Source organism: Nocardia kruczakiae NBRC 101016 (assembly GCF_001612965.1).
Lineage (GTDB): Bacteria > Actinomycetota > Actinomycetes > Mycobacteriales > Mycobacteriaceae > Nocardia > Nocardia kruczakiae.
Genome location: NZ_BDBL01000006.1, coordinates 21,160 through 42,636 on the forward strand (window position 1 = coordinate 21,160; position 21,477 = coordinate 42,636).

Below are 21,477 nucleotides of genomic sequence, written 5' to 3' on the forward strand. Positions count from 1 at the left end.
ACCCGCCCTCTGCGGCGGATATGATCTACTAGTTGCGTACGTAAGTAGTAGATGTTATCGAGCCTGTGGTCGCGTTCCCCAGCGGTGGGGTGACGTCCGGCTCGATGCTCGGCAGCACCGTGCGAAGGTGTTGCGCGACAGTGGCGATCGTGGTGAGGAGGCTGGGTTGGTGGATCGGTGTCCGACCCGGCGTGGACTCCGCCCTCGGGTCTGTGCGCCGCTGTGGTCGGTCGAGCGGCGGGTGCGGATGCGGTGAGCTCCGTCCTCCGGTCGCGGCGGGGTGTCGTGGCCATGATCTTCGTCGCCCTGCTCACTCTCGTTGCGCTGCACACCGATTGCGTGGTCGCCGATGCCGCGACGGCCGGCGCTCCCGCATCGTCTGCCGCCACGAAATCCACACTGGCTCATCTCGGTTCGCATCTGCCCGCCTGGGACGACTGCTGTGCGCACGACAGGCATGTCGTCCTGGATTCGGTGCTGCCGGCGGATCCGGTGAAGCTGTGGCCGCCCGGACACGTGTGGGATGCGGTGGCCGCGGTGACCCCCGCCCGGTGGCACCGCCACGCGACCGCCGTGCGCGGGCCGCCGGGTCCGCCGCCCCGCACCGGTCGCGACATTCTGACGCATCTCGGTATCGCCCGCCGCTGATCGGTCAGCGACAGGCCGCCCGCCCCGTGCCGGCGGCCGGTGTCCGCTGCCCGCATCCGTACCGCCCACATCGGGCGGAGATACCGAAAGCGACAGTCATGGACGACATCGTGCTCGACCACCCACAGCCGATTCCGGCAGCGCCGATCCCGGCGCACCGTCCGCGCGGCCTGGTCGGCAATACGCCGGTGCTCTGGATCGGCGAACCGCTGAGCGGCCGCGGCCGCGGCTTCTGGGCCAAACTCGAAGGCGCCAATCCGGGCGGCATGAAGGACCGGCCCGCGCTGTACATGGTGCGCAGCGCCGAACGCCGCGGAGATCTGCGGCCGGGTGCGCGCATCGTCGAATCATCCAGCGGCACATTGGGATTGGGACTCGCGCTGGCGGGGATGGTGTACTCGCACCCGGTCACCGTGGTCACCGACCCCGGCATGGAACCGATGGTGGTGCGACTGCTGCGCGCCTACGGCGCACGGGTGGAGACGGTCACCGAACCGCATCCGGCCGGCGGCTGGCAACAGGCACGCCGCGATCGGGTCGCGGCACTGCTGGCCACCGAACCGGATGCCTGGAGCCCAGACCAGTACAGCAATCCCGACAATGTGGACGGCTACGAATCGCTGGCGCTGGAGATGGTGCAGCAATTGGGCCGCGTCGACATCCTGGTGTGCGCGGTCGGAACCGGCGGACACTCCGCGGGCGTGGCCCGGGTGCTGCGCCGCAACAATCCGCGCTTGCGGCTGATCGGTGTCGACACCGTGTCCTCGACGATCTTCGGCCAACCCGCCGGGCCGCGTCTCATGCGCGGACTGGGCTCGAGCATCCACCCCCGCAACGTCGACTACGACGCCTTCGACGAAATCCATTGGGTGGCACCGGCGGAAGCGGTGTGGGCATGCCGGACACTGGCCGCCACCCACCACGCCAGCGGCGGCTGGAGCGTCGGCGCGGTGGCGCTGGTGGCGGGCTGGGCCGCGCGCGTGCACGACACCGGCACCCGAATCGCCGCCGTCTTTCCCGACGGCCCGCACCGCTACGCCGACACCGTCTACAACGACGCCTACTGCGACGAGCACGGCCTGCTCGATGCCGATCCGCCCGTCGAACCCGAAACGATCGGCCATCCCGCAGAACGCGTGGTGACCTCGTGGACGCGCTGCGCCACCGTCGTCGACCCCCGCACCCTCGACCCGGAGCCCGCCGCATGAATGTCCTCGCCCGATTCCGCAGCTTCGACCCCGCGGCCCGGTTGCTGATGATCAACCAGTTCGGCATCAACCTCGGCTTCTACATGCTCATGCCGTACCTGGCCGGATATCTCGCCGGCCCGATCGGCTTGGCCGCGTGGGCGGTCGGTCTGGTGCTGGGCGTGCGCAACTTCTCCCAGCAGGGCATGTTCCTCGTCGGCGGGACGCTCGCCGACCGGCTCGGCTACAAACCGCTGATCGTGGCGGGCTGTCTGCTGCGCACCGCGGGATTCGCGCTGCTGATCTTCGCCACGTCGCTCCCGATGCTGCTGATCGCTTCGGCCGCAACAGGTTTCGCCGGTGCACTGTTCAATCCGGCGGTGCGCGCCTGTCTGGCCGCGGAGACCGGTGACCGCCGCGTGGAGGCGTTCGCGGTATTCAACATCTTCTATCAGGCCGGCATCCTCGTCGGGCCGCTGGCCGGGCTGGCTCTGCTGGTGACCGACTTCCGGGTGACCGCCGTGGCCGCCGCCGTCGTCTTCGCCGTGCTGACCCTCGCGCAACTGTTCGCATTGCCGCCGCGGCGGGCGAGCGAGCCCGCGGTGCGCACGACGGTTCTCCAGGATTGGCGGACCGTACTGGCCAATCGCCGTTTCCTGGCCTTCGCGGTCGCGATGATCGGCTCGTATGTGCTGTCGTTCCAGGTCTATCTGGCACTGCCGTTGCAGGCCGAATATCTGAGCCCCGGCCATGCGCAGGCGCTGACCTCGGCGGTGTTCGTGGTCTCGGGTGTGGTCGCGGTGGCCGGGCAGCTGCGCATCACCGCATGGTTTCGACGCCGGTGGGGGACCGGTCGCGGCCTCGTGGTCGGCATGGGTGTGCTGGCCGCGTCCTTCCTGCCGTTGCTGCTGGTACCCGGCCCGCGGCCCTTCGGCACGGTGGCTGCCGTTGCGGCGCTGCTGATTTCGGCGGCGATCCTCGCGGCCGGGACCGCGGCGGTGTTCCCGTTCGAAATGGATACGGTGGTCTCGCTGTCCGGCGGCGCTCTCGTTGCCACGCACTACGGGTTCTACAACACGGTGGTCGGAGTCGGAATTCTGACCGGAAACCTCGTCACCGGCGTAGTGCTGGACGCCGCCCGGTCGGCCGGACTCGACGCCGTGGTGTGGGCCGGATTCGCCGCCATCGGGACACTCGCGGCGTTCGCGTTGGCCGCGCTCGACCGGAGCGCACGCGCGCAACCCGCTGGGGGAGAGGAAGTTCCGGCGGAGTCGGTGCGCGAATCCGCGTGAGCTGCGATGGCCGGTACTCGTCCGCGGCCACGGTGGCGGACGAGTACCGGGTCGGTCAGGCGCGGCGCAGTTCCAGCACCGGAATGGTGCGGATTCCCTCGGTTTTGCGGGCGTAGCCGGCGAATCCGGGATAGCGGCGAGCCTGTTCGGCGAAGATCCGGTCGCGCCGCTCACCGGTCACCTCGGTGACCGCCGCCGAATAGCGTTCTGTGCCGCGTTCGATCTCCGCCGTGCCGGCGGTGGTCAGGTTGTAGTACCAGTCCGGATTGGTCGGAGCGCCGGCCTTCGACGCGAAAACATAGATGCTGTCCGGGTTCTCGTCGTCGGCCAGATACATCATCGGTGTCACGAGTTCGCGGCCGGATTTGCGGCCGCGGTGATGTACCAGCACCATCGGCGCGCCCTCGAAATCGCCGCCGACGCGTCCCTCGTTGGCTCGAAATTCCTGGATGATCGCGGTGTTCCAATCGCTCATGAGCTGCATTCTGCTGTCGAACCGGTGGCCGCGGCGGGAGGCGCGCACGTGGGAATACCGGCGCCGGCCGGTATGCGATGATCGGTCCGGTGTTCGTGATCCGAATCGTGGTGCGGTGCCATGGCTGAGCTGTACGGGCGGGCGGCCGACATCGCGGCGATCACCGCCCTGCTGGACCGGGCCCGCGCGGGGGAGAGCGGTTGGCTGGTGCTGCGCGGAGAACCCGGAATCGGTAAGACCGCTCTGCTCGACCACGCCGCCGATCTCGGCGCCGACCTGAAGGTTCTGCGCGGTGCGGGGGTGGAGATCGAGGCCGAACTTCCGTTCGCCGGATTGCAGTTGCTGCTGCGGCCGGCGCTCGCGCATCGCCCCGCCCTGCCCGCGCGTCAGCGGGCGGCACTGGAGGCGGCGCTGCGCCTCGGCGACGATCCCGGCGGGGATGCGATGCTCGTCGGATTGGCGGTGTTGTCGCTGCTCACCGAATACGCCGGCGATACCGGGCTGGTGTGTCTGATCGACGACGCGCAATGGCTCGACCGGGCCTCGCTGGACACGATCCTGTTCGCCGCCCGGCGGTTGTACGCCGAGGGGGTCGTGATCATCCTCGCCGCCCGTGACGGTGCCACGTTCGCGCGGTCCGCGGATCTGCCCGAACGCCGCATCGCCGGGCTCGACTCGGCTGCCGCGGCGGCGCTGCTCGACCGCCGTGAACTGCCCGCCGGGGTGCGCCGGCAGGTCCTGTCCGAGGCACAGGGCAATCCGCTGGCCTTGCTCGAATTGGCCGATGCCGCACGCGACGAACGTCCCGGCGCGGCCCATCCCGGTGCGCTGGCGTTGACCGACCGCCTGCAGCTGGCCTTCCACGGACAGGTCAGCCGGCTGCCGAAATCGACACAGGACGTGCTGCTGGTCGTCGCGGCCGAGGAGTCCGGCGACGTGTCGGCGATACTGCGCGCCGCGGCCGCCGTCGGCGCCGGAATCGACGATCTGGCGCCGGCCGAGGAGGCGGGACTGCTGGTGCGCGGCGAGACGGCGGAGACGATCGCATTCCGTCATCCGCTGCTGCGCGCCGCCGTCTACCAGCGAGCGCCGCTGGGACAGCGAGTGGCCGCTCACCGCGCGCTGGCGGCCGCGCTCGACGGCCCCGCCGACGCGGACCGCCGTGCCTGGCACGCGGCGGCCGCCGCCACCGGCCCGGACGCGGAAGTCGCTGCGGCCCTGGAGGATACCGCCGCCCGCGCGCTCGCCCGCGGTGGTCACGAGGCGGCCGCCGCGGCCTACGAACGCGCCGCCCGGCTCACCGCGGACCCCGGACTGCGCGCGCATCGGGAGGCGTTGGCCGCCCAATCCGCGTTGAACGCGGGCGATCTGGAACGGGCCGCGGGGCTCGCGCACCGGGTGGCCGGAAGAGCCGGTGCGACAACGGAATTGCGGGCTCGGGTCGCCCACGTCGAGGGGCTCGCGCATTTCTGGCAGGGCCGTTTCGCCGAGGCGGACGCGCTGCTGCGCGCCGGCGCCGCACAGGTCGCCGACCGTGATCCCGCGCTGGCGGCGACGATGCTGATCCAGGCCCTGCACACCGGCTGGTATCTGGGCGAACAGCATGTCCGCGACTGCGTGGCGCGGTTGACCGCGGTGCCACTGGCCGACACCGATCCGCTGCACCCGGTCGTGACCTACATGGCGAGCGTCCTGGATCGCCGCGACATCGCGAGCGCACCACCGGATTTGACCCGGACACTGGCAGAGTCCGCGCGGCGGGGCCCGGTGCCGGATCAGGTGCGGCTGATGCTGTGTGGCGTGGCGATGGCCGGCGGCCAGGACGCCGACGTCTACGGGCCCGCCGAGGCGCTGAGCCGGGAGTATCGCGACGCCGGTGCCGCCGGCCGGCTGCCCACCACCTTGTTCTTCGCCGCCGAGGTCGAGATATTCACGGGTCGTCTGCGCGATGCGCGAACCACCGCGGCCGAGGCACTGAGCCTGGCCGCAGATCTGGGCCAGCGCCAATGGGTCAGTCAGCTCAGCAGCGTTCTCGCGCATATCCATGCCGCCGAGGGCGACGAGGACCGGTGCCGGCACCATGCCGAGGCAGGTCTCGCCGACAGCACGCCCGGATCCGTGTCTCCCGGCGCGGCGTGGGCGCATTGGTCGCTGGGGTTGCTCGAACTGGGTTCGGGCCGGGCCGAATCGGCGCTGTCGCGGTTCGAGCGGCTGACCCGGGACCCGCTGCGCCATCATCTGTGCGCGATGCGTTCGATACCCGATCTGGTCGAGGCGGCGGTGCGGGTCGGCGCCGCCGATCGGGCCGAACCCCACGCCGATCGGCTCGCCGACTGGGCTACCGCGGTGCGGCAGCCGTGGGCCGAAGCGCTCGTATTGCGGTGTCGCGCATTGCTGTCCGACGACGACAGCGCCGAGACGCACTACACGCGGGCGCTGAAGCTGCACGACCGTGAGGCACGTCCGGTGGAATACGCCCGCACCGCACAACTCTACGGCGAGTGGCTGCGCCGGGCCCGTCGCAAGAGCGAGGCGCGGACCGTGCTGGCCGAGGCGCTGGACATGTTCGACCGCATCGGCATGCGCCCGTGGGCCGAACGGGCCCGCAGCGAACTCGTCGCGACCGGCGCGGCGCCGAGCGGGCCTGGCGGGCAATCGGATTCGCGGTCGAGCGCGGCGGTCACCGGACTCACCCCGCAGGAATTGCAGATCGCTCGTCTCGCTGCCCAGGGCCTGTCCAATCGCGATATCGCCGCCCAGCTGTTCCTCAGCCACCGCACCGTCGGCTATCACCTCTACAAGGCGTATCCGAAGCTCGGAGTGACCTCGCGCGGCGAACTGAAAACCATTGCGGATCAATTGCATTGACAATCGCGGACATGCCGGAGTCCCGGTGGCGACCACCGGGGCTCCGATCTCTACTTCCGGATGCGGGTGGCGGGGAGTAGTTGCACCAGTGCGGCGGTGAGCAGGCACAGCAGCGCCATCGGCACCAGGCTCGCGACGAACGCCGACGCGAATCCGCCCGGCGCTGCGAGCCGGTCGTAGAAGACGATGCCGACCACCGCGATTCCGACCGCGCCGCCGACCTGCTGCGCGGTGGCCAGCACGCCCCCTGCGGCGGCGGCGTGCTGCGGCGTCACACCCGCCAGCACGATGCCCGGCATCGGCACGAGCGCCAACCCCATTCCCGCTCCCGCGACGATCATTCCCGGCAGCAGGGCGAGCACCGAGCCGTTGCCGCCGAGCTCGTGCGCGGTGATCGCGAGCAGCAGAAATCCGGCGGCCTGCAGCACGGCGCCGACCGCGACGACCTGCCGGCCGAGGCGGGCGGCTGCCCGCGCCGACAGCATCGAGGTGAGCAGGTAGGCACCGCCCAGCGCGAGGAACAGCAGGCCCGACCCCAGGGCCGACAGGCCGCGTCCCTGCTGCAGATACAGCGCCAAGAACAGGAAGAACGATCCCATGGTCATCTGGTAGCTCAGGGCGATCGTCGAACCGATCGCGAACGAGCGTTCGGCGAACAGCGCGGGATTCACCAGCGGCTCCCCGCCGCGGGCCGCCGATCGCCGCGCGGCGGTGACGAAGACCGCGATCAGCACGGCGGCTGCGGCCGGCGAGAGCCACGTCCACAGCGGCCAGCCCTGCTCTCGGCCCTGGATCAGCGGCAACACCACCGCCGCCAGCGCGGTCGCGATGAGGCCGACGCCGAGCCGGTCCAGGCGGGTGCCGCCGTCTCCGCGTGATTCGGGGACCAGCCGTGTCAGCACGGCGAGGGTGAGCGCACCCACCGGCACGTTGATCCAGAAGATGGTGCGCCAGCCCAGGCCGAACAGGTCGGCCTGGATCAACAGCCCGCCGATCAGCTGGCCGAAGACCGCGGCCAGGCCCATGGCGAGCCCGTAGGCGGCGAAGGCGCGTACTCGGCGTGTGCCGGTGAACACCACGCTGATGAGACCCAGGACCTGCGGCATCAGCAGCGCCATCCCGCCCCCCTGGGCGATCCGGGCGACGACCAGTTCGGCGGCGTCACCGGCCAGCGCGCAGGCCAGGGAGGCGAGGGTGAACACCGCCATGCCGAGGCCGTAGAGCCGGCGGCGGCCGTACAGGTCGCCGAGCCGCCCGCCGGTGATCAGCCCGGCAGCGACCGCCAGGCCGTAGCCGGCGACCACCCACTGCATGGTGGCGCTGCTCGCGTGCAGATCGGCCTGGGTATCGGGGATGGCGACGTTGACGATGAAGAAGTCCAGTGTGGCCATGAAGATTCCGGCCAGCAGGACGAGCAGGGTGGCCCGTGCGGGCGGTGCGCTCGCCGAGTGGGTGCCACGGATGAGCAGAGTGGGTGTGGACATGGGTGTTCCTCGGGGATCATGCTGCGGGACAGGAAGATTCGTTCAGCCCTTGACGAATTCCAGGAGATCGTCGTTGAATTCGGCGGCGTGCGAGGTGTACAGACCGTGACCGGCGGTCGGGTACTCCTTGTAGACGGCCGCCGGCATCAGCTCGGCGGTGCGCCGGCCGGTGACCTCGGCGGGCGCGGAGAAGTCCAGGGCGCCGTGCACGATGAGCGTGGGAACGGTGATGCCGCGCAACGCTTCCCGATTGTCGCAGTGGAAGACTGCCTGCTGCATGTGCAGCGTCGCCCACGGCGCGGTCGACAGGCACTGACGGTAGGTGATGTCGATGTGTTCGGGGGAGACGTCCGGATTCAGGTGGCTGTTGAAGTAGATCTGCGACTGGCGGGCCAGCCACCGCCCGCGATCGGTGCGGATGCTGTCCACCAGCGCGTCGAGCATGGCTTCCGGGATGCCGCCGGGGTTGTCGTCGGTGGCCTTCATGAAGGGCAGGATCGCGGCGAGGAAAACCACTCGGGCGACCCGGCTTTCACCGTGACGGGCCAGATACCGGGCGATCTCCGCACCGCCGGTGGAGTGGCCGACCAGGGTGGCGCCGCGCAGATCGAGATGATCGAGCAGGGCACCGAGATCATCGGCGGTGGTGTCGATGTCGTAGCCGGTGGACGGGCGGTCCGAGCGGCCGTGGCCGCGGCGGTCCAGGGCGATGCAGCGGTAGCCGCGCTCGGTGAAGTACGGAATCTGGTACTCCCACATCTCGGTGTTCAGCATGGCGCCGGCGACGAAGACGATCGGTTCGCCCGTGCCGTAATCCTCGTAGGCGAGGGTGGTTCCGTCGGTGGTGGTGAAGTACATGACCTTGTCCTTTGCGGGGATGAGTGTCTGGTGCCGGGAGGGGGATCAGGCGCCGGTGGGCACCTTGTCGAGGAAGCCGAGAATCTGGCGGATGCGGCCGTCGTCGCCGAGTGCGGCGACGTCGAAGCCGATCACCAGCGGCTCCTCACCCGGCCGGCCCAGATGCCAGGTGAAGCGGGCGATGCCGTGGTGGCTGTCGATCGGGCCGCCGAGCGTGAATTCCATTCCGGCGAACTGCTGCTGGACGGCGGCGACGGCCGCGTCGAGTCCGGCGTGGCCGCGCACCGACACCAGCGGATCGGTGTATTCGGCGTCGTCGGTGAGCAGGTCGGCGATCTGCGCGGCGCGGGCGGCGGGATCGGTCTCGTTCCAGACGGCGAGGTAGCGTTCGACCAGGTCGTTGATGTCGCTCACGGGATTCTCCTTCGTGGTGGTGACGTTGCGACCACAAAGTTATGGAGTTCCGGGCGACGGGGAATCTGTCGCGCTTAAGTACTTTCGACGGTAGTGCCGGGCGGTGTCCTACCGGTCGGCGGCGGGATCGCCGAGTCGCCGCGCCGGGTCCAGGGTGGCGGCGGGTTGTCCGGTGGTGATGCTGTCGGCGAGTGTGGCGCCCAGGACCGGGGCCAGCTTGAACAGATTGTGCCCGGCGAGGAAGGTGGCGCCGCCGTCCTGCCAGGCGGCCAGCCCGTCCTCACCCCACGGCAGCCGGGTCACCCAGCAGTGCACATAACCCTCCGGTTCGGGTGCGAGTCCGGGAAGTGCGCGGTCGACGTAGCCCGCGGCGCGCTCGGCCAGCCCGGCCAGCGCCGTGGGATCGACCGAGCCACCGTCGTTGCTGGGCACGGAATCGCTGAGTCCGAGCGCGTAATGGGTGTTGCCGGGGAACGCGGCGGCATAGATTCCGGTTTCGCCGAATTCGCCGCTGCTGTCCTGCAGCGTGGCCAGTGTGGCGGGCGGCGCCGAGCGCGGGCGGAAGGTCAACCGGACGTGTGCGGACACCTGCACCGGCAGGGCGAGACCGAGCGTCCGGGCCAGCGGCGCGGTGCCGCGGCCCGCGCAGACGACGACGCTGCCGAAGTCCGAACAGGTTGTGCCGGTGCGTACTTCGACGGTTCCGGTCGCGGTGTGCCGCAGGGTGAGAACGTGGTCGGCGACCAGTGAATCGCGCAATCGTTCGGTGAGAGCGTCGATCGCGGCGACGGTGCGGATGGAGCCACCGGTCGCGTCCAGCATGGCCGGTCCGTGGTAGTCGGCCAGCACCGGCAGCCGGGTCGCCAGCTCCTCGGCGTCGATACCGCGGGCGTCGATTCCGGGCGTTCGCCGCAGGATCTCCAGCTTGTCCGCCACGCCCGCCCCGAGCGCGACCGCGCCGTCCCGCGAGATCAGTTCGGCGCCGAATTCGCCTTCCCAGTCGCGCCAGACGCGCCGCGCGGCGACCGCCATCTCGACCAGCCGGGGATCGGTGTGCGCGTGGCGGAAGATGCGGGAATGACCGGCCGACTGGCCGCCGCCGGGCCGGCCCGACTCGTACACGGTGACCGACAGCCCGGCCCGGCGTAGCGCGTGCGCGGTGGCCAGGCCGACGATTCCGGCTCCGACCACGGCGACATCGGTTGCGGCACCCATCTCCGCGGACTACCCGCCCGCACGGCCCGCAATCCCGGCCGGTGGTGGTGGGCTCAATACCCGCCGAGCAGCGCGCGGAGCCGGCCCAGTTCCTCGGGGCCCGCGGTACTGTGCCAGCGCGTCGGGTCGGCCGGGCGTCGACCCCACAGGAACAGCGCGCGCACGGCCGGATCGCTCTCCACCGTCGCCTGCCCCTCCGGCGGTACCAAGTCGATGGAGTTGCCGTCCGGCTCGGCGACGACCAGGACGTCGTCGGTGCCCGGCGCTCGCAGTCTGCCCTCGATGCGGCCCTCGGGACCGAAATCGATATTCCTGCTGCCGCGCGCGAGCAGGGGCAGACCCACATCGCGCACGCTGTGGCGAGTTATCCACGGCTGCATGAGCATATCGATTGCCGTGGCGTCGTCGCCGGTCATATCCCAGCGGTGCAGCACCATCTCCTGGCGCATGTGCTCGAGGAAGAAGTCCGGGGCGACGGTTCTCCCGGTCCAGCCGATCGCCTCCAGTGGAGACAGCGTGTCGATCACCTCGGCGGTCTCGACGAGTTGTTCGCACCGGTCCACGAACGCCGCCCACAACTCGGCGTCGGACATCGCGCGGTAGGGCGCCTCGCGCTCCTCGAAACCGCGGGTCGGCACCGGACTGCCCGCCGCATGGGCGGCGAGCACCCGTGCGAGTTCGGCCGCGTTACCGGTGTTGTGGATCAGGACATCGCGGACGGTCCAGCCCTCGCACCAGGTGCCCGCGTCGGGCCGGCGCGCCTGCACGGCGCGGGCGAAGGCCTCCCATTCCGGCAACGCTTCGGCGGCACTGTGTGAAACCATCGGCATCTCCTCCGACCGGGCCCGCGGCGCCCGGACGCCGTGGCGGATCCGTCCTGATGGACGCATACCCCCTCACCGCCGGAAGTCACCCGGTGATTCGCCGATGCGGTCCGTATTCGTCGATGATCCGGACTATTTCGGCCGCGACCAACCCCGGACGCTGGGTCGGCACCATATGGCCGCAGCGCTCGGCGACGACATGCCTGCCGTGCGGCCGTGCCGCCCGCCGCCGATGTGCGGCATTGATCGCGGCACGCGAGCGGGCCGAGATGCCGACCGAGGGGGAGTCGGCGGACACGATCGTGACGGCGATATCCCGGAGGTCGGGGCCGGCGGCACGCAATTGTTCGAGATCGGCTGTGTGGCAAGCGAGTTCGTCGGCACGGGTACGCATCGCCGCCGCTGTGAAGCCTTCGGCGCGGAAGTCGGCGCGGGCATCGGCGGGCAGCGCGGCGAGGATGTCACGGTAGGCCAGCCGCAGTGCGCCGATCCGTGCGAGTGCGGCGCTGAGCCGCTGCCCGGTTCGCGCCGCCCGCCGCGACGCCGCGGTGAACAGGTCCTCGCAGAATTCGTCGGTCGGGTCGACCAGGACCGTGCCCGCGATCCGGTCGGGCCGGTCCGCGGCGGCGACCCGCACGATCGGACCGCCCCAGCTGTGGCCGACCAGCACGAACCGCGGTGCGGTGAAGCGTTCGGTGAGGTGATCGAGCAGATCGACGAGGTCGTCGGCCAGGCGTCGGAGGCCGCGCGGTGCGCTGTCGGCGGCGCTGCGGCCCAGACCGCTGCGGTCGTAGACCACGGTCGCCGTGTAGTCGTCGAATTCCCGCTGCACCGCCGCCCAGTAGGAGCGGGTGCAGGCGAGTCCGCTCTCGAAAACGACCAGGGCCGAACGATTGTCGTCCCGCCCCGGCCGGTGCATGTAGTACAGCCGGCGTCCGTCGCGGGTGGGCGCCGTGCTCGCCGTGCCCTGGCTGTGCGGTGCGACCCGAATCCCCTGCGTGCTCCCAATCACATTGGTTAGCCTAACCTAAAGATGTCAGGATGCTGGGATGCGGTTCTTTCAGGGTGTCAGCGGGGCGATCCACTATCGGGTGTGGAACGCGGAGTCGTCTCGTGCGGTCGCGGTGCTGCTGCACGGTCTCGGCCAGCAGAGCGCGGACTACCATCGCTTCTCGCGCGAGCTGAACCGTTGCGGCATAACGGTATTCGGTATCGACCATATCGGACACGGCCTCAGCGAAGGCGAATTCGGCACGGTCGCCCCGATCGGCGATCTCGCCGCCGACGCGCTGACCTTGACCGGCCTCGCCCACGCCGCGCACCCGCACCTGCCGCTGGTTCTGATCGGCCATTCCCTCGGCGCGGGCACCGCGGTGGTGGCGATGGTCTCCGATGCCGCGGCGGTCGCGCACATTTCCGGAGTCGTTCTACTCGGCACTCCGGAACAGGCTCCCGCACAAGGCTTCTCGCTACCGCCGGTGCCTACCCTGGTACTGCACGGTGTCGACGACCGGCGCGCGCCGCTGGCCCCCATCCGCGCGTGGACGAGCGAGGTCCGCCACTGCCGGACCGTCGAAATCCCCGATGCCGGGCACGATCTGCTGCACGAACCCGTCCACCGTCGAGTGACCGGCGAGATCGTCGAGTTCGTCCACGCCCACGGCGTCGCGATGAGCGGGTCCCTCGCCACCTGAGCGCGACCTCGGCCGGATCGGGTTCGGCGGCGCGATCCTGGGCACTCGCCAGGAGACCAGGAAGGGTGTCGATGGGATGAACCAACTGCAGGATCTCGTCACCGGCGCGGCCGGGTCGCCGTGGGTGTATTTCGCGCTGCTGGGCGTCTGCATCATCGACGCCTTCTTCCCGCCGGTCCCCAGTGAATCGGTGATCGCCGCACTCGCTGCGATCGGCAGTTCGACCGGGAAACCCTCCGTCTGGTTGCTGATCATCGCCGCCGCGATCGGCGCGATCATCGGCGACAACCTGGCCTACACGATCGGTCGCGCGATCGGCACCGATCGATTCGCGTGGATGCGCAAGCCGAAGATCCGGCGGGCATTCGACTGGGCGCGCGGAATGCTCGACAAACGCGCGGCCCTGCTGATCATCACCGGCCGCTACATCCCGGTCGGTCGCATCGCGGTCAACATGACCGCCGGGGCGACCCGTTATCCGCGCCGGAAATTCGTACCGCTGACGGTGATCGGAGGCATCAGCTGGGCGGCGTATTCGGTGGCGATCGCCAGTGCCTTCGGACGCTGGCTGCGTGATCAGCCACTGTTGGCCGCCGTGATCGGCATCGCCTGCGCTATCGTCCTCGGCTTCCTCGTCGACCGCATCGTGAGGCACTTCTTCCCCGGAACCGACGAGGACCGATCCGGCGCCGAGCATGACGACGACAGCCGGGGCGAGGACGACGCATGGATCGCGCAAGGCAGGCGAGGATCCTGACGACCTCGTCCCCGGGGCGGTCACGGAATCCGTCCGCGGGTGGATGAGCGCGGCCCCTGCGGCCCGTTACTGTCGGCACCGCGTCGATCGGCGCCGCGCTCGCGGCGGTGACTTGTTCGCGCACGATCAGGGGAAGGCACGGACATGGACACGTTCACGCACGCCGGATTCGTCTTCGACGTCACCGACACGCCAGCGCCCTCGGGCAGCGCAACGCCGGAAACCGTGGTGCTGCTGCACGGCTTTCCGGAGGATCGTCACTGCTGGGATGCGATCACGCCGACCCTCGCCGCGGCGGGCTATCGCGTACTGGCACCGGATCTGCGGGGCTACTCACCGGGCGCGCGCCCGGCCGAGCGGTCGGCGTACGCCACCGCGCGCATGACCGGTGACGTGTATGCCCTGGCCGACGCGGCCGGCGCCGAGCGCTTTCATCTGGTCGGCCACGATTGGGGTGCCGCGCTGGCCTGGTCCGTCGCTGCCGAGCGGCCCGACCGACTGATGTCGCTGACCGCCCTGTCGGTGCCGCATCCCATGGCCTTCGCGCGCGCCATGGTCACGAGCAGCCAGGCCCTGCGGTCGTGGTACATGGCCGCCTGTCAGCTGCCGTCGTTACCGGAACTCGTGCTCTCCGCACAGGGTGGCCGGCCGATGCGGCAGGCCCTGATCCGCGCCGGGCTCGATGCGGAGTCCGCGAACCGGTACGCGGCCCGTGCGGCGCATCGAGGGGATATGCGCGGCCCCGTCAACTGGTATCGGGGACTGCCGTTCGCGCTCCGCCGACCGGTCGGCTCCGTGGACGTTCCGACGCTGTTCTGCTGGGGCACCGCGGACCGTTACGTCACACGGTCCGCCGCGCAGGCGTGCGGCCGTTACGTCACCGGCCCGTATCGTTACGAGGCCCTCGACGGCGGCTCGCATTGGCTGCCCGAACAGGACTCCGACCGGGTCGCGGCACTGCTCCTCGACCATCTGCGAGCTGCGCTGGCCGGCGTCGCCGGCCGTCCCTGATCGAGATGCCGTCGCGAATCGCGGCGGCGGATCAGTCGGGTGGTTCCTGGGCGTTCTCCTCGGTGCCGACGTCGTCGGCGACCTCCCGGGTCGCCATCCCGCCGTTGTCGCCCTCGTCCACCGGTCCGGGCCGCCCGCCTCGCGGTTCGTCGGTGTCGTCGTCGTGCGGATGATTCGGATGGGACATGAATCCGTCCTTTCTCGAGGTTCGTAGCGGACTACCTCGACAGCCGGGCGGCAAACGCCGACGCCCGTTCCCGTCGGCTAGAGCGAGATCAGCAGCACTCCGGCCGCGACGATCAATGCGGCCCAGACCATCAGGACGAGGAGGGCCGAGCGGGCGTCCTCGGGTTCGTTCGGCGTGGCCCGGCGGCGACGGTGGGAAGCGGTGATCGAAACGTTCACGAGCTCTCTCCTTCCGCGATCGGTCGGTACTACCGATCGGCCTACCCCGAACCCGATGCGCCACAACATTTTCCGCACCTTCGGTGTATGGGTTGTGTCACAGCGTCCGGGAACCCGGTGGTTTCGAACGTCGTCCGGCGAGAGTCGTGAATTTTCCTGTTTTGATCGCGGGAGGCCCCGATCCGGCTGTCCCGCTCGGCAATTCGAGTCCCGCCCGTCACCAGCCGTTGATGTGCAGGACCGAATCCAGATCCACGCGTGGGCCGGGCCGGAAGTCGGTGCCCTTGGTGTAGGCGACCGGGAGTAGCACACCCTGGCGGACATCGTCGGGAAGACCGAGAATTTCCGCGACCTCGCGCTCGTACTGCAAATGCAGTGTCGTCCAGGTGGTTCCGAGGCCGCGTGCGCGCAATGCCAGCGCCAGGCTCCACGCCGCCGGGAGCAGCGACCCCCACAGTCCGGCCTGATTCTCCGGCAGCGCGGCGTTGCCGCCGGTGCTGATCGCCCCGATCACCAGTACCGGGACCTCGGCCATCACCTCACGCAGATAATCCGAACTCGTGGCGATGCGGGCGGCGCTCTCGTCGGCCGGTTCGCCTCCGGCTTCCCGGTACGCCAGATGTGAGCGCCGGTAATACTCGGCGACCTGCGCCTTGATCGCCGGATCGGTGAGCACGATCCACTGCCAATGCTGGCGATTGCCTCCCGACGGTGCCTGCAGCGCCACCTCCAGTGCTTCCCGAATCACGTCCAGCGGCACCGGCCGGGTCAGATCCAGACGGCGGCGCACCGCACGGGTGGTGGTCAGCAATTCGTCCGGGGTGAGCGGAAGCAGTTCGGTCACTACGGGTCTCCTTCTGGATCGGCGTCTTCCGTCCAAGGATGCCCGACCCGGGTTTTGTTCCCGGACGTGCCGAGGCGATGTGGTCCGCACAGACGAACAGCGAAGCGCGCACTTCCACCGCACGGGGGAAGTACGCGCTCCGGAGAATGGAATTCGCTGCCGCTAGAAATAATGCGCGCGGCCGGCGACCGGACGTCCGAACGCTCCGAGCAGGGCGAGAATCGCGCCGATGACGACGGCGATGATGCCCAGGGTCCAGAGGATCGGGATGCTGAAAACGAACCCGAGAACGAGGAGGATGACTCCCAGAATAATCATGTGAAACTCTCCCTTTGCCTTTTGTTATCCAGGCGCTGCCGCGTTCGGCCGTACTTCGATAACAAATCGCAGATACCCGGCCTCGACGGGCGTAAACAGACCGTATCGGGAGAGAATGGCCTCAGGGCGCTCGGGCCAGCCACCGCCAGCGCGGCAGTTCGGTGCCGACCGTCGCGACCGCCGGCACGGTGACGAGGACGGCAACCCAGGCCGGCCAGGCGAACCAGGCGCCCAGCACCGCCGCGGCGATCAGCACCAGCATCATCGCGATGGTGGCCCAGCCCGGGACGGCGACGAGCACCTGCTTCTTGTCACCGCGGGTCGCGAAGATCGACGGCACGCCGATCAGGACGACCACCGCGATCACCGCCGCCGCCACGGACCACGACGCCAGCGCCCACGGCGCCGCGACCCAGGCGATCAGTTCCGTGGCGACTCGCGCGATGGCCGGGCCGCGGCCCTGTTCGGTGAGATTCGGTGAGACATCCGCACGTTCGGACATGTCGCTCAGCCTCGCACGTTCGTATCCCGCACGCACGGCGAATGCGGTGCGACCGGCTCACGTTCGCGCACCGGGAAACATGACCGGACTGATCAGGTAGGGGCGGCGGTTCGGGCCGGGACCGTTCCCGGTGACCGAGGCGAGGACGCGGCGGAAACCGTCGAGCATCGTGTTCAGTTCGTCGGGTGAAAGCCACAGCGTGCCTTGGCGATAGCCCACCGAGTCCGCGACCGGATCCGCGCCGGGCTCGTCGAGATAGGCGTCGAATTCGGCGATCAGGACGGCCATGGCGGTGGCGAAATCCACGGCGGTGGTCGTCGAGGCTCATGGCCGCGGCCGCCTTGTCATCGATCAAGGGTCGGTCGGCGCGCAGCCGATAGGACCGCATCACGACACCATTCGCGAATACCAGCGCCGATTCGCCGATCGGGTGAACGGCCGGTTCGAAGACGCCGACTGCGAGCACATCGTGCCGGCCGAATGTCCGGATCGGGTGGCCGCCGCGGTGCTGCGGATGGCCGGAGCGCCGGAGCGCACGGTATGACGATCGGCGCTCAGGAACCGAACAACCGCGACAGTACCGTCACCACGCCGTCCTCGTCGTCGGCGGGTGCGAGGTAGCGGGCGCGCGCGCGAACATCGGGGTGAGCGTTGGCCATCGCGAACGACCACCGCGCGGCATCGAGCATCTCGATGTCGTTGAGGTAGTCGCCGAACACCGCGGTCCGGTCCGGTGGGATGCCGAGTGCCTCCTGCAGCGACCGCACCGCGCGCCCCTTGTCCGCCTCGCGGCTCATGATGTCGATCCAGTGTTTACCGGACACCACGACCTGCTCGCGTGCGGCGATGGATCCGAAGACTCGCTCGGCTGTCCGCTCGGCGTCGGTGAAGTCGTAGATAGCCAGTTTCAGCACCTTGTCGGTCACCGCGGTGAGATCGTCGACATGCTCGAGACGGGCGTAGTACTTCGCCGCCTCGGCGACGAACGCCGGATCCGTCCGCTCGACATAGGCACTGTCCAGGCCGCACACCACCAAGCCGAGTTCGGTGGCGCCGCGTGCTTCCCGCACCGCCTGCACGACCTGTCGCACGATATCGACATCGAGGCAGGTCGCGGACACCGTGACGCCGGAATGCACTACCAGACAACCGTTCTCGGCGATGTAGGACACCTCGTCCGCAGCCCGCTCGAACAGTGCGGCGAGCGTCGCGTACTGCCGCCCGCTGGCCGGCACGAAGATCACTCCGCGCGAACGCATCACCTCGAGCAGCGGCCAGAACGTGTCGGGCACGGTCCCCGCCTTGGTGAGCAGGGTGCCGTCCATATCGCAGACGACCAAGCGCACGCCGTGGTCGCCGGGCGGGATCGAGGACCACGACGGTGGCGCCGGGTCCGTCGAACCGCCCACGGGGCCATCGTCTTCCGGAAGTTCCTCGCTCGCCGATCCGCTGCGCACCTATCCACTTTCGCCGTCGACGACGCCGCGGCCACGGTCGTCGTCGCCTCTGCTGTGACGTGGTCAGTATGTACGGTGCCGGCGCGGCGGTGTGAAGCCCCGGTGGGTCGGCGACCCTGCCGCCGGTCGGATACGTCCCCTAGGGAGGTGCGCGAGACCCTAATCTGCCGGAAAGTCAGCCGTTTTCACCATCCGGTACGCTGCGCGGCCCGAAGATACGGTGGAGCGCGGCGCGCACCGAGCCGCAGCGCCGCGCTCCATCTCGGCCGGGCTGTCGCCGGGTGCGTCAGCGGGCCGGCGTATGTGCGCGATAGGCGCGGGCGACCAGCGCGGCCCGGACCTGGAGCAACCCGGACGGGGAGGTCGGGTCCACTCCGATCAGCCGGCCGATGCGTTTGAGCCGGTAGTCGACCGTATTGGTGTGCACCCGCATCTCATGTGCGGTGCGTTGCCGATTCAGCTCGTTACCGCAGTGGCGCACCAGCGTCTCGGTCAGTTCCGGATGGTCGTCGAGCGGGTCGAGGAGGGTCCCGAGGATTTCCAGCGCCGGTCCGGGCCGCGTGAGCTGATATTCGAGGGCGAGGTCGCGCATGCGGTAGAGGCCGGGCCGGCATCGCAGTGCGTGCACGGTGTCGAGCAACTCGTGCGCTTGGGTGGCCGCCGCGGGGACAGCGGCCCGCGCGGCGTGGACCACGGTGGCGGTGATCGGTGTCCGCGTGGCCGCGGCCAGCGTGTGCACGACGTGATCGAGACAGCGGTCGGAACCGACGACCGGATAGGGGACCAGCACGGTGCCGCCGCTCGGCGACAACTGGAACAGCACCGCGCCGTTGTTCATCCGCTCCAGGACGGCGCGCGCCCGGCGCATGGTTCGTCGCGCCCGGACCGAAACGTCGGAACCGGGGCTGTCGGCGCCGGACTCGGCCGGGAACGACATCGCCAGCACGTGGTAGCGGTCGGCGAGTTCCACTCCGCATTCCCTGGCCGCCGCGGCGGCGGATCGGCCGCCGAGCAACGCGGAGGTCACCGCGCCGCTGCTCGGCCGGTAGTCCTCGGCCGCGTCGGGCACCGCCGCCGAATAGGCGTCCGCGATACCGGTTGTCACGATCTCCAGGGCGTCCAGCACGCGATCGACCGACGTCACGATCGTGTCGACGTCGTCGCCGGAAGTCCGCAGCAACCCCAGGTGCAGCCGGAATGCCTCGAACACCGTGTGCTGAACGGTCTCGAGGCTCAACCCGCACCGGACCCAGCGGTCCGCGGCGGCGGTCAGTCGCGCGGCCGCGCCCGAACAGCTTCCGCCGAAGGACAATTCGTCCAGAACGTCGTGGCACCGGCCGGTGATCTCGTCCACCTCGACGGGCAGCTGCTCGACGGACGAAGGGGCCGCGGCGATCTCGACACCCATGGCAACCTCCACTTGCGTTCCGGTGCACATCACATGCGACCGGCTGTTCGACTCTATCGCTGCCGGCCCGGTGACCACCACGTCGACAACGGCGAGTATGTTACTGCACATTCACATCTTGCGGTAGCTTCGAAAGGCTTCATCAAACCAGGTAAAAGCGCAATTCGCTGTGTTCATGGGCGTGGTAAGTTACCATGAACTCGTCCAATGTCGGTGCCGGGACGAGTGGTCTGGCCGGTGGAATCCGCCGGGCCGCGGATCACCGTCCGAGCGGCTCCGGCGCACGAACGGAGGTTCCGATGGGTTCGTTGAGTCCGACCCACTGGCTCATCATCGCACTGGTTGTCGTGGTGTTGTTCGGTGCCAAACGCCTGCCCGACACCGCCCGCGGTCTCGGCCGCTCGCTGCGCATCTTCAAAAGCGAAATGAGCGAGATGCACTCCGAGGATTCCGGCTCGCCGCGTCCCGCATCGGCCCCCACGGCTCCGCTGCCGCCCGCGCAACCGGCGAATCCGGCAAGCCCTGCCGTCGAGGATCGTCACACGAGCTGACCACTGTCGGCCGCCGTTCGCCGCGGCTCGCCGACGCGTTGTGGCCGCACGAGGGCGCGGGGGCGGGCATCATTCAAGGATGCGGTTACAGCAGTCGAGCGCTGCGGCCACGATCGAAGGGCGCGTACGGCAGTGCGCGACATCCTCGCGGCATTGACCTCCGTCTGGCGATCCGGTGGCACCGCCGGTGTCGCCACGGTGGTCCGCACCCGCGGATCGGCGCCGCGACCGGTGGGTGCGGCGATGGTCGTGGCTCCCGATGGGACCGTGGCCGGATCGGTCTCCGGTGGCTGTGTGGACGCGGCCGTCTACGAACTGGCCGCCGAGGTGGCGCGGACCGGGCGGCCCCGGCTGCAGAGCTACGGGGTCGATACCGATGAACTGTTCGGTACCGCGCTCACCTGTGGCGGTGAGATCGACATCTTCGCCGAGCCGATATCCCGGAAGACGTTCCCGCAGCTGCCGGTGGTGATCGCCGCTGTCGCCGCGGACCGCCCGGTCGCGCTCGCCACCGTCGTCGCGGACGGGGGCTGCGGCCGGCCGGGCCGGCAACTGATCGTGACCCCCGATGCGGTCCACGGCTCGCTCGGATCCGCCCGAGCCGACGCCGCCGTGGCCGAGCGGGCCCGCGAACTGCTCGCGGCCGACCATGCCGAGCTGATCGGCTGTGCGTCGCTGGAGGCCGGCACGGACGTCTTCGTCAACACCGTCGCCTCCCGCCCGCGGCTGCTGATCTTCGGCGCCATCGACTTCGCCGCCGCGCTGGCACAGCAGGGCGCGCTGCTCGGGTACCGGGTGACGATCTGCGACGCCCGCCCGAGGTTCGCGACCGCGGACCGTTTCCCGGCCGCCGACGAGGTCGTCGTGGACTGGCCGGATCGCTACCTCACCGCACAGGCGCAGCGGAACACCGTCGACGGACGGACCGTGGTCTGCGTCCTGACCCACGACCCGAAATTCGACGTCCCCTTGCTGCGGGTGGCATTGCGCCTCCCGGCGCTCGGCTACGTCGGCGCGATGGGATCCCGTCGCACCCACGACGATCGGCTGCGCCGGCTGCGCGCGGCCGGACTCACCGACACCGAATTGTGGCGGCTCGCCAGTCCGCTCGGTCTCGACCTGGGCGCTCGCACCCCACAGGAAACGGCGGTGTCGATCGTCGCCGAGATCATCATGCGCACCCACGGCGGCGCCGGTCACCCGCTGACCGAACTCGGAGGACGGATCCATCACGACCACACGCCGTGATACGGAACGAATACCGT

The 21,477-nt window shown here is 69.7% G+C and carries 25 protein-coding genes; 10 read left to right on the forward strand and 15 right to left on the reverse strand.

Going from position 1 to position 21,477, the window contains the following annotated elements:
• Positions 1–252: 252 nt before the first annotated feature.
• From lpqS to NK1_RS06040, 3 genes are all read left to right on the forward strand, one after another.
• Positions 253–648 (forward strand): putative copper homeostasis (lipo)protein LpqS, encoded by a 396-nt coding sequence (gene lpqS / locus NK1_RS06030; protein ID WP_157104099.1) that lies wholly within the window; start codon positions 253–255, stop codon positions 646–648.
• A gap of 98 nt (positions 649–746) precedes the next feature.
• Positions 747–1,856, forward strand: coding sequence for a PLP-dependent cysteine synthase family protein (locus NK1_RS06035; protein ID WP_063007585.1), 1,110 nt, complete (start codon positions 747–749; stop codon positions 1,854–1,856).
• The gene (locus NK1_RS06040) at positions 1,853–3,127 is read left to right on the forward strand and encodes an MFS transporter (RefSeq protein ID WP_063007586.1); all 1,275 of its coding nucleotides are present in this window, start codon (positions 1,853–1,855) and stop codon (positions 3,125–3,127) included. Before NK1_RS06035 ends, NK1_RS06040 begins: the two co-directional genes overlap by 4 nt.
• 55 nt (positions 3,128–3,182) lie before the next feature.
• On the opposite strand, the gene NK1_RS06045 is transcribed toward NK1_RS06040, so the two are convergent.
• Positions 3,183–3,611, reverse strand: a complete 429-nt coding sequence (locus tag NK1_RS06045) for a nitroreductase family deazaflavin-dependent oxidoreductase (protein WP_063007587.1) — start codon at positions 3,609–3,611, stop codon at positions 3,183–3,185.
• Positions 3,612–3,722: 111 nt separating this feature from the next.
• Between NK1_RS06045 and NK1_RS06050 the strand changes: the two genes are divergently transcribed.
• Positions 3,723–6,470, forward strand: a complete 2,748-nt coding sequence (locus NK1_RS06050; RefSeq protein WP_063007588.1) for an AAA family ATPase — start codon at positions 3,723–3,725, stop codon at positions 6,468–6,470.
• A gap of 50 nt (positions 6,471–6,520) precedes the next feature.
• Here NK1_RS06050 and NK1_RS06055 read toward each other — a convergent pair whose 3' ends face one another.
• The 6 genes from NK1_RS06055 to NK1_RS06080 form a co-directional block, all read right to left on the reverse strand.
• A complete protein-coding gene (locus tag NK1_RS06055) occupies positions 6,521–7,954 on the reverse strand; it encodes an MFS transporter (RefSeq protein WP_063007589.1) in 1,434 nt (477 codons plus the stop codon).
• 42 nt (positions 7,955–7,996) lie between these two features.
• The gene (locus NK1_RS06060) at positions 7,997–8,812 is read right to left on the reverse strand and encodes an alpha/beta fold hydrolase (protein WP_063007590.1); all 816 of its coding nucleotides are present in this window, start codon (positions 8,810–8,812) and stop codon (positions 7,997–7,999) included.
• A gap of 45 nt (positions 8,813–8,857) precedes the next feature.
• Entirely contained in the window at positions 8,858–9,226 is a 369-nt protein-coding gene (locus NK1_RS06065; protein ID WP_063007591.1) for a nuclear transport factor 2 family protein, read from the reverse strand.
• A gap of 108 nt (positions 9,227–9,334) precedes the next feature.
• Positions 9,335–10,441: an NAD(P)/FAD-dependent oxidoreductase gene (locus tag NK1_RS06070; protein ID WP_063007592.1), complete on the reverse strand. Its 1,107-nt coding sequence runs from the start codon at positions 10,439–10,441 to the stop codon at positions 9,335–9,337.
• A 53-nt stretch (positions 10,442–10,494) separates the two neighbouring features.
• Positions 10,495–11,265, reverse strand: a complete 771-nt coding sequence (locus NK1_RS06075) for a maleylpyruvate isomerase N-terminal domain-containing protein (protein WP_063007750.1) — start codon at positions 11,263–11,265, stop codon at positions 10,495–10,497.
• Positions 11,266–11,350: 85 nt separating this feature from the next.
• Positions 11,351–12,277, reverse strand: a complete 927-nt coding sequence (locus tag NK1_RS06080) for an alpha/beta fold hydrolase (RefSeq protein ID WP_063007593.1) — start codon at positions 12,275–12,277, stop codon at positions 11,351–11,353.
• Positions 12,278–12,314: 37 nt separating this feature from the next.
• Here NK1_RS06080 and NK1_RS06085 point away from each other — a divergent pair, with 37 nt between their 5' ends.
• The 3 genes from NK1_RS06085 (at position 12,315) to NK1_RS06095 (ending at position 14,727) form a co-directional block, all read left to right on the forward strand.
• On the forward strand, positions 12,315–12,959 hold the full coding sequence (locus tag NK1_RS06085; RefSeq protein ID WP_063007594.1) for an alpha/beta hydrolase: 645 nt from the start codon (positions 12,315–12,317) through the stop codon (positions 12,957–12,959).
• Positions 12,960–13,035: 76 nt separating this feature from the next.
• Positions 13,036–13,716, forward strand: coding sequence for a DedA family protein (locus NK1_RS06090; protein ID WP_063905914.1), 681 nt, complete (start codon positions 13,036–13,038; stop codon positions 13,714–13,716).
• A gap of 144 nt (positions 13,717–13,860) precedes the next feature.
• Complete coding sequence (locus tag NK1_RS06095) at positions 13,861–14,727, forward strand: alpha/beta fold hydrolase (protein WP_063007595.1); 867 nt, start codon at positions 13,861–13,863, stop codon at positions 14,725–14,727.
• Positions 14,728–14,758: 31 nt separating this feature from the next.
• Here the strand turns inward: NK1_RS06095 and NK1_RS34900 are convergent, their stop codons facing one another.
• The 6 genes from NK1_RS34900 to NK1_RS06110 all read right to left on the reverse strand — a co-directional run bounded on the left by NK1_RS34900 (position 14,759) and on the right by NK1_RS06110 (position 17,102).
• Complete coding sequence (locus NK1_RS34900) at positions 14,759–14,914, reverse strand: hypothetical protein (protein WP_167354225.1); 156 nt, start codon at positions 14,912–14,914, stop codon at positions 14,759–14,761.
• 77 nt (positions 14,915–14,991) lie between these two features.
• On the reverse strand, positions 14,992–15,132 hold the full coding sequence (locus tag NK1_RS34230; RefSeq protein ID WP_157104100.1) for a hypothetical protein: 141 nt from the start codon (positions 15,130–15,132) through the stop codon (positions 14,992–14,994).
• Positions 15,133–15,349: 217 nt separating this feature from the next.
• The gene (locus tag NK1_RS06100; RefSeq protein WP_063007596.1) at positions 15,350–15,976 is read right to left on the reverse strand and encodes a nitroreductase family protein; all 627 of its coding nucleotides are present in this window, start codon (positions 15,974–15,976) and stop codon (positions 15,350–15,352) included.
• 162 nt (positions 15,977–16,138) lie between these two features.
• Positions 16,139–16,294: a hypothetical protein gene (locus tag NK1_RS34905; protein WP_086007330.1), complete on the reverse strand. Its 156-nt coding sequence runs from the start codon at positions 16,292–16,294 to the stop codon at positions 16,139–16,141.
• A 121-nt stretch (positions 16,295–16,415) separates the two neighbouring features.
• Positions 16,416–16,796, reverse strand: a complete 381-nt coding sequence (locus NK1_RS06105; protein WP_174552698.1) for a hypothetical protein — start codon at positions 16,794–16,796, stop codon at positions 16,416–16,418.
• A 57-nt stretch (positions 16,797–16,853) separates the two neighbouring features.
• Positions 16,854–17,102: a hypothetical protein gene (locus NK1_RS06110; protein WP_157104101.1), complete on the reverse strand. Its 249-nt coding sequence runs from the start codon at positions 17,100–17,102 to the stop codon at positions 16,854–16,856.
• Here NK1_RS06110 and NK1_RS06115 point away from each other — a divergent pair.
• Positions 17,089–17,340, forward strand: a complete 252-nt coding sequence (locus NK1_RS06115; RefSeq protein WP_157104102.1) for a hypothetical protein — start codon at positions 17,089–17,091, stop codon at positions 17,338–17,340. The two genes, NK1_RS06110 and NK1_RS06115, sit on opposite strands and share 14 nt — an antisense overlap.
• 10 nt (positions 17,341–17,350) lie before the next feature.
• Here the strand turns inward: NK1_RS06115 and NK1_RS06120 are convergent, their stop codons facing one another.
• Both NK1_RS06120 and NK1_RS06125 read right to left on the reverse strand, forming a co-directional pair.
• Positions 17,351–18,205 (reverse strand): Cof-type HAD-IIB family hydrolase, encoded by an 855-nt coding sequence (locus NK1_RS06120; protein WP_063007752.1) that lies wholly within the window; start codon positions 18,203–18,205, stop codon positions 17,351–17,353.
• A 334-nt stretch (positions 18,206–18,539) separates the two neighbouring features.
• Complete coding sequence (locus NK1_RS06125) at positions 18,540–19,661, reverse strand: PucR family transcriptional regulator (protein ID WP_167354226.1); 1,122 nt, start codon at positions 19,659–19,661, stop codon at positions 18,540–18,542.
• Between the two features lie 299 nt (positions 19,662–19,960).
• Between NK1_RS06125 and tatA the strand changes: the two genes are divergently transcribed.
• Both tatA and NK1_RS06135 read left to right on the forward strand, forming a co-directional pair.
• Complete coding sequence (tatA, locus tag NK1_RS06130; protein ID WP_063007753.1) at positions 19,961–20,212, forward strand: Sec-independent protein translocase subunit TatA; 252 nt, start codon at positions 19,961–19,963, stop codon at positions 20,210–20,212.
• Between the two features lie 132 nt (positions 20,213–20,344).
• On the forward strand, positions 20,345–21,460 hold the full coding sequence (locus NK1_RS06135; protein WP_063007600.1) for an XdhC family protein: 1,116 nt from the start codon (positions 20,345–20,347) through the stop codon (positions 21,458–21,460).
• Positions 21,461–21,477 lie beyond the last annotated feature (17 nt).

Excerpts from the sequence above, each read along its gene's own strand:
- NK1_RS06035 (WP_063007585.1), top strand. The coding sequence starts at position 747 with ATGGACGACATCGTGCTCGACCACCCACAGCCGATTCCGGCAGCGCCG.
- NK1_RS06040 (WP_063007586.1), top strand. The coding sequence starts at position 1,853 with ATGAATGTCCTCGCCCGATTCCGCAGCTTCGACCCCGCGGCCCGGTTG.
- NK1_RS06045 (WP_063007587.1), bottom strand. The coding sequence starts at position 3,611 with ATGCAGCTCATGAGCGATTGGAACACCGCGATCATCCAGGAATTTCGA.
- NK1_RS06050 (WP_063007588.1), top strand. The coding sequence starts at position 3,723 with ATGGCTGAGCTGTACGGGCGGGCGGCCGACATCGCGGCGATCACCGCC.
- NK1_RS06055 (WP_063007589.1), bottom strand. The coding sequence starts at position 7,954 with ATGTCCACACCCACTCTGCTCATCCGTGGCACCCACTCGGCGAGCGCA.
- NK1_RS06060 (WP_063007590.1), bottom strand. The coding sequence starts at position 8,812 with ATGTACTTCACCACCACCGACGGAACCACCCTCGCCTACGAGGATTAC.
- NK1_RS06070 (WP_063007592.1), bottom strand. The coding sequence starts at position 10,441 with ATGGGTGCCGCAACCGATGTCGCCGTGGTCGGAGCCGGAATCGTCGGC.
- NK1_RS06075 (WP_063007750.1), bottom strand. The coding sequence starts at position 11,265 with ATGGTTTCACACAGTGCCGCCGAAGCGTTGCCGGAATGGGAGGCCTTC.
- NK1_RS06085 (WP_063007594.1), top strand. The coding sequence starts at position 12,315 with ATGCGGTTCTTTCAGGGTGTCAGCGGGGCGATCCACTATCGGGTGTGG.
- NK1_RS06090 (WP_063905914.1), top strand. The coding sequence starts at position 13,036 with ATGAACCAACTGCAGGATCTCGTCACCGGCGCGGCCGGGTCGCCGTGG.
- NK1_RS06095 (WP_063007595.1), top strand. The coding sequence starts at position 13,861 with ATGGACACGTTCACGCACGCCGGATTCGTCTTCGACGTCACCGACACG.
- NK1_RS34900 (WP_167354225.1), bottom strand. The coding sequence starts at position 14,914 with ATGTCCCATCCGAATCATCCGCACGACGACGACACCGACGAACCGCGA.
- NK1_RS34905 (WP_086007330.1), bottom strand. The coding sequence starts at position 16,294 with ATGATTATTCTGGGAGTCATCCTCCTCGTTCTCGGGTTCGTTTTCAGC.
- NK1_RS06105 (WP_174552698.1), bottom strand. The coding sequence starts at position 16,796 with ATGTCCGAACGTGCGGATGTCTCACCGAATCTCACCGAACAGGGCCGC.
- NK1_RS06125 (WP_167354226.1), bottom strand. The coding sequence starts at position 19,661 with ATGGGTGTCGAGATCGCCGCGGCCCCTTCGTCCGTCGAGCAGCTGCCC.
- tatA (WP_063007753.1), top strand. The coding sequence starts at position 19,961 with ATGGGTTCGTTGAGTCCGACCCACTGGCTCATCATCGCACTGGTTGTC.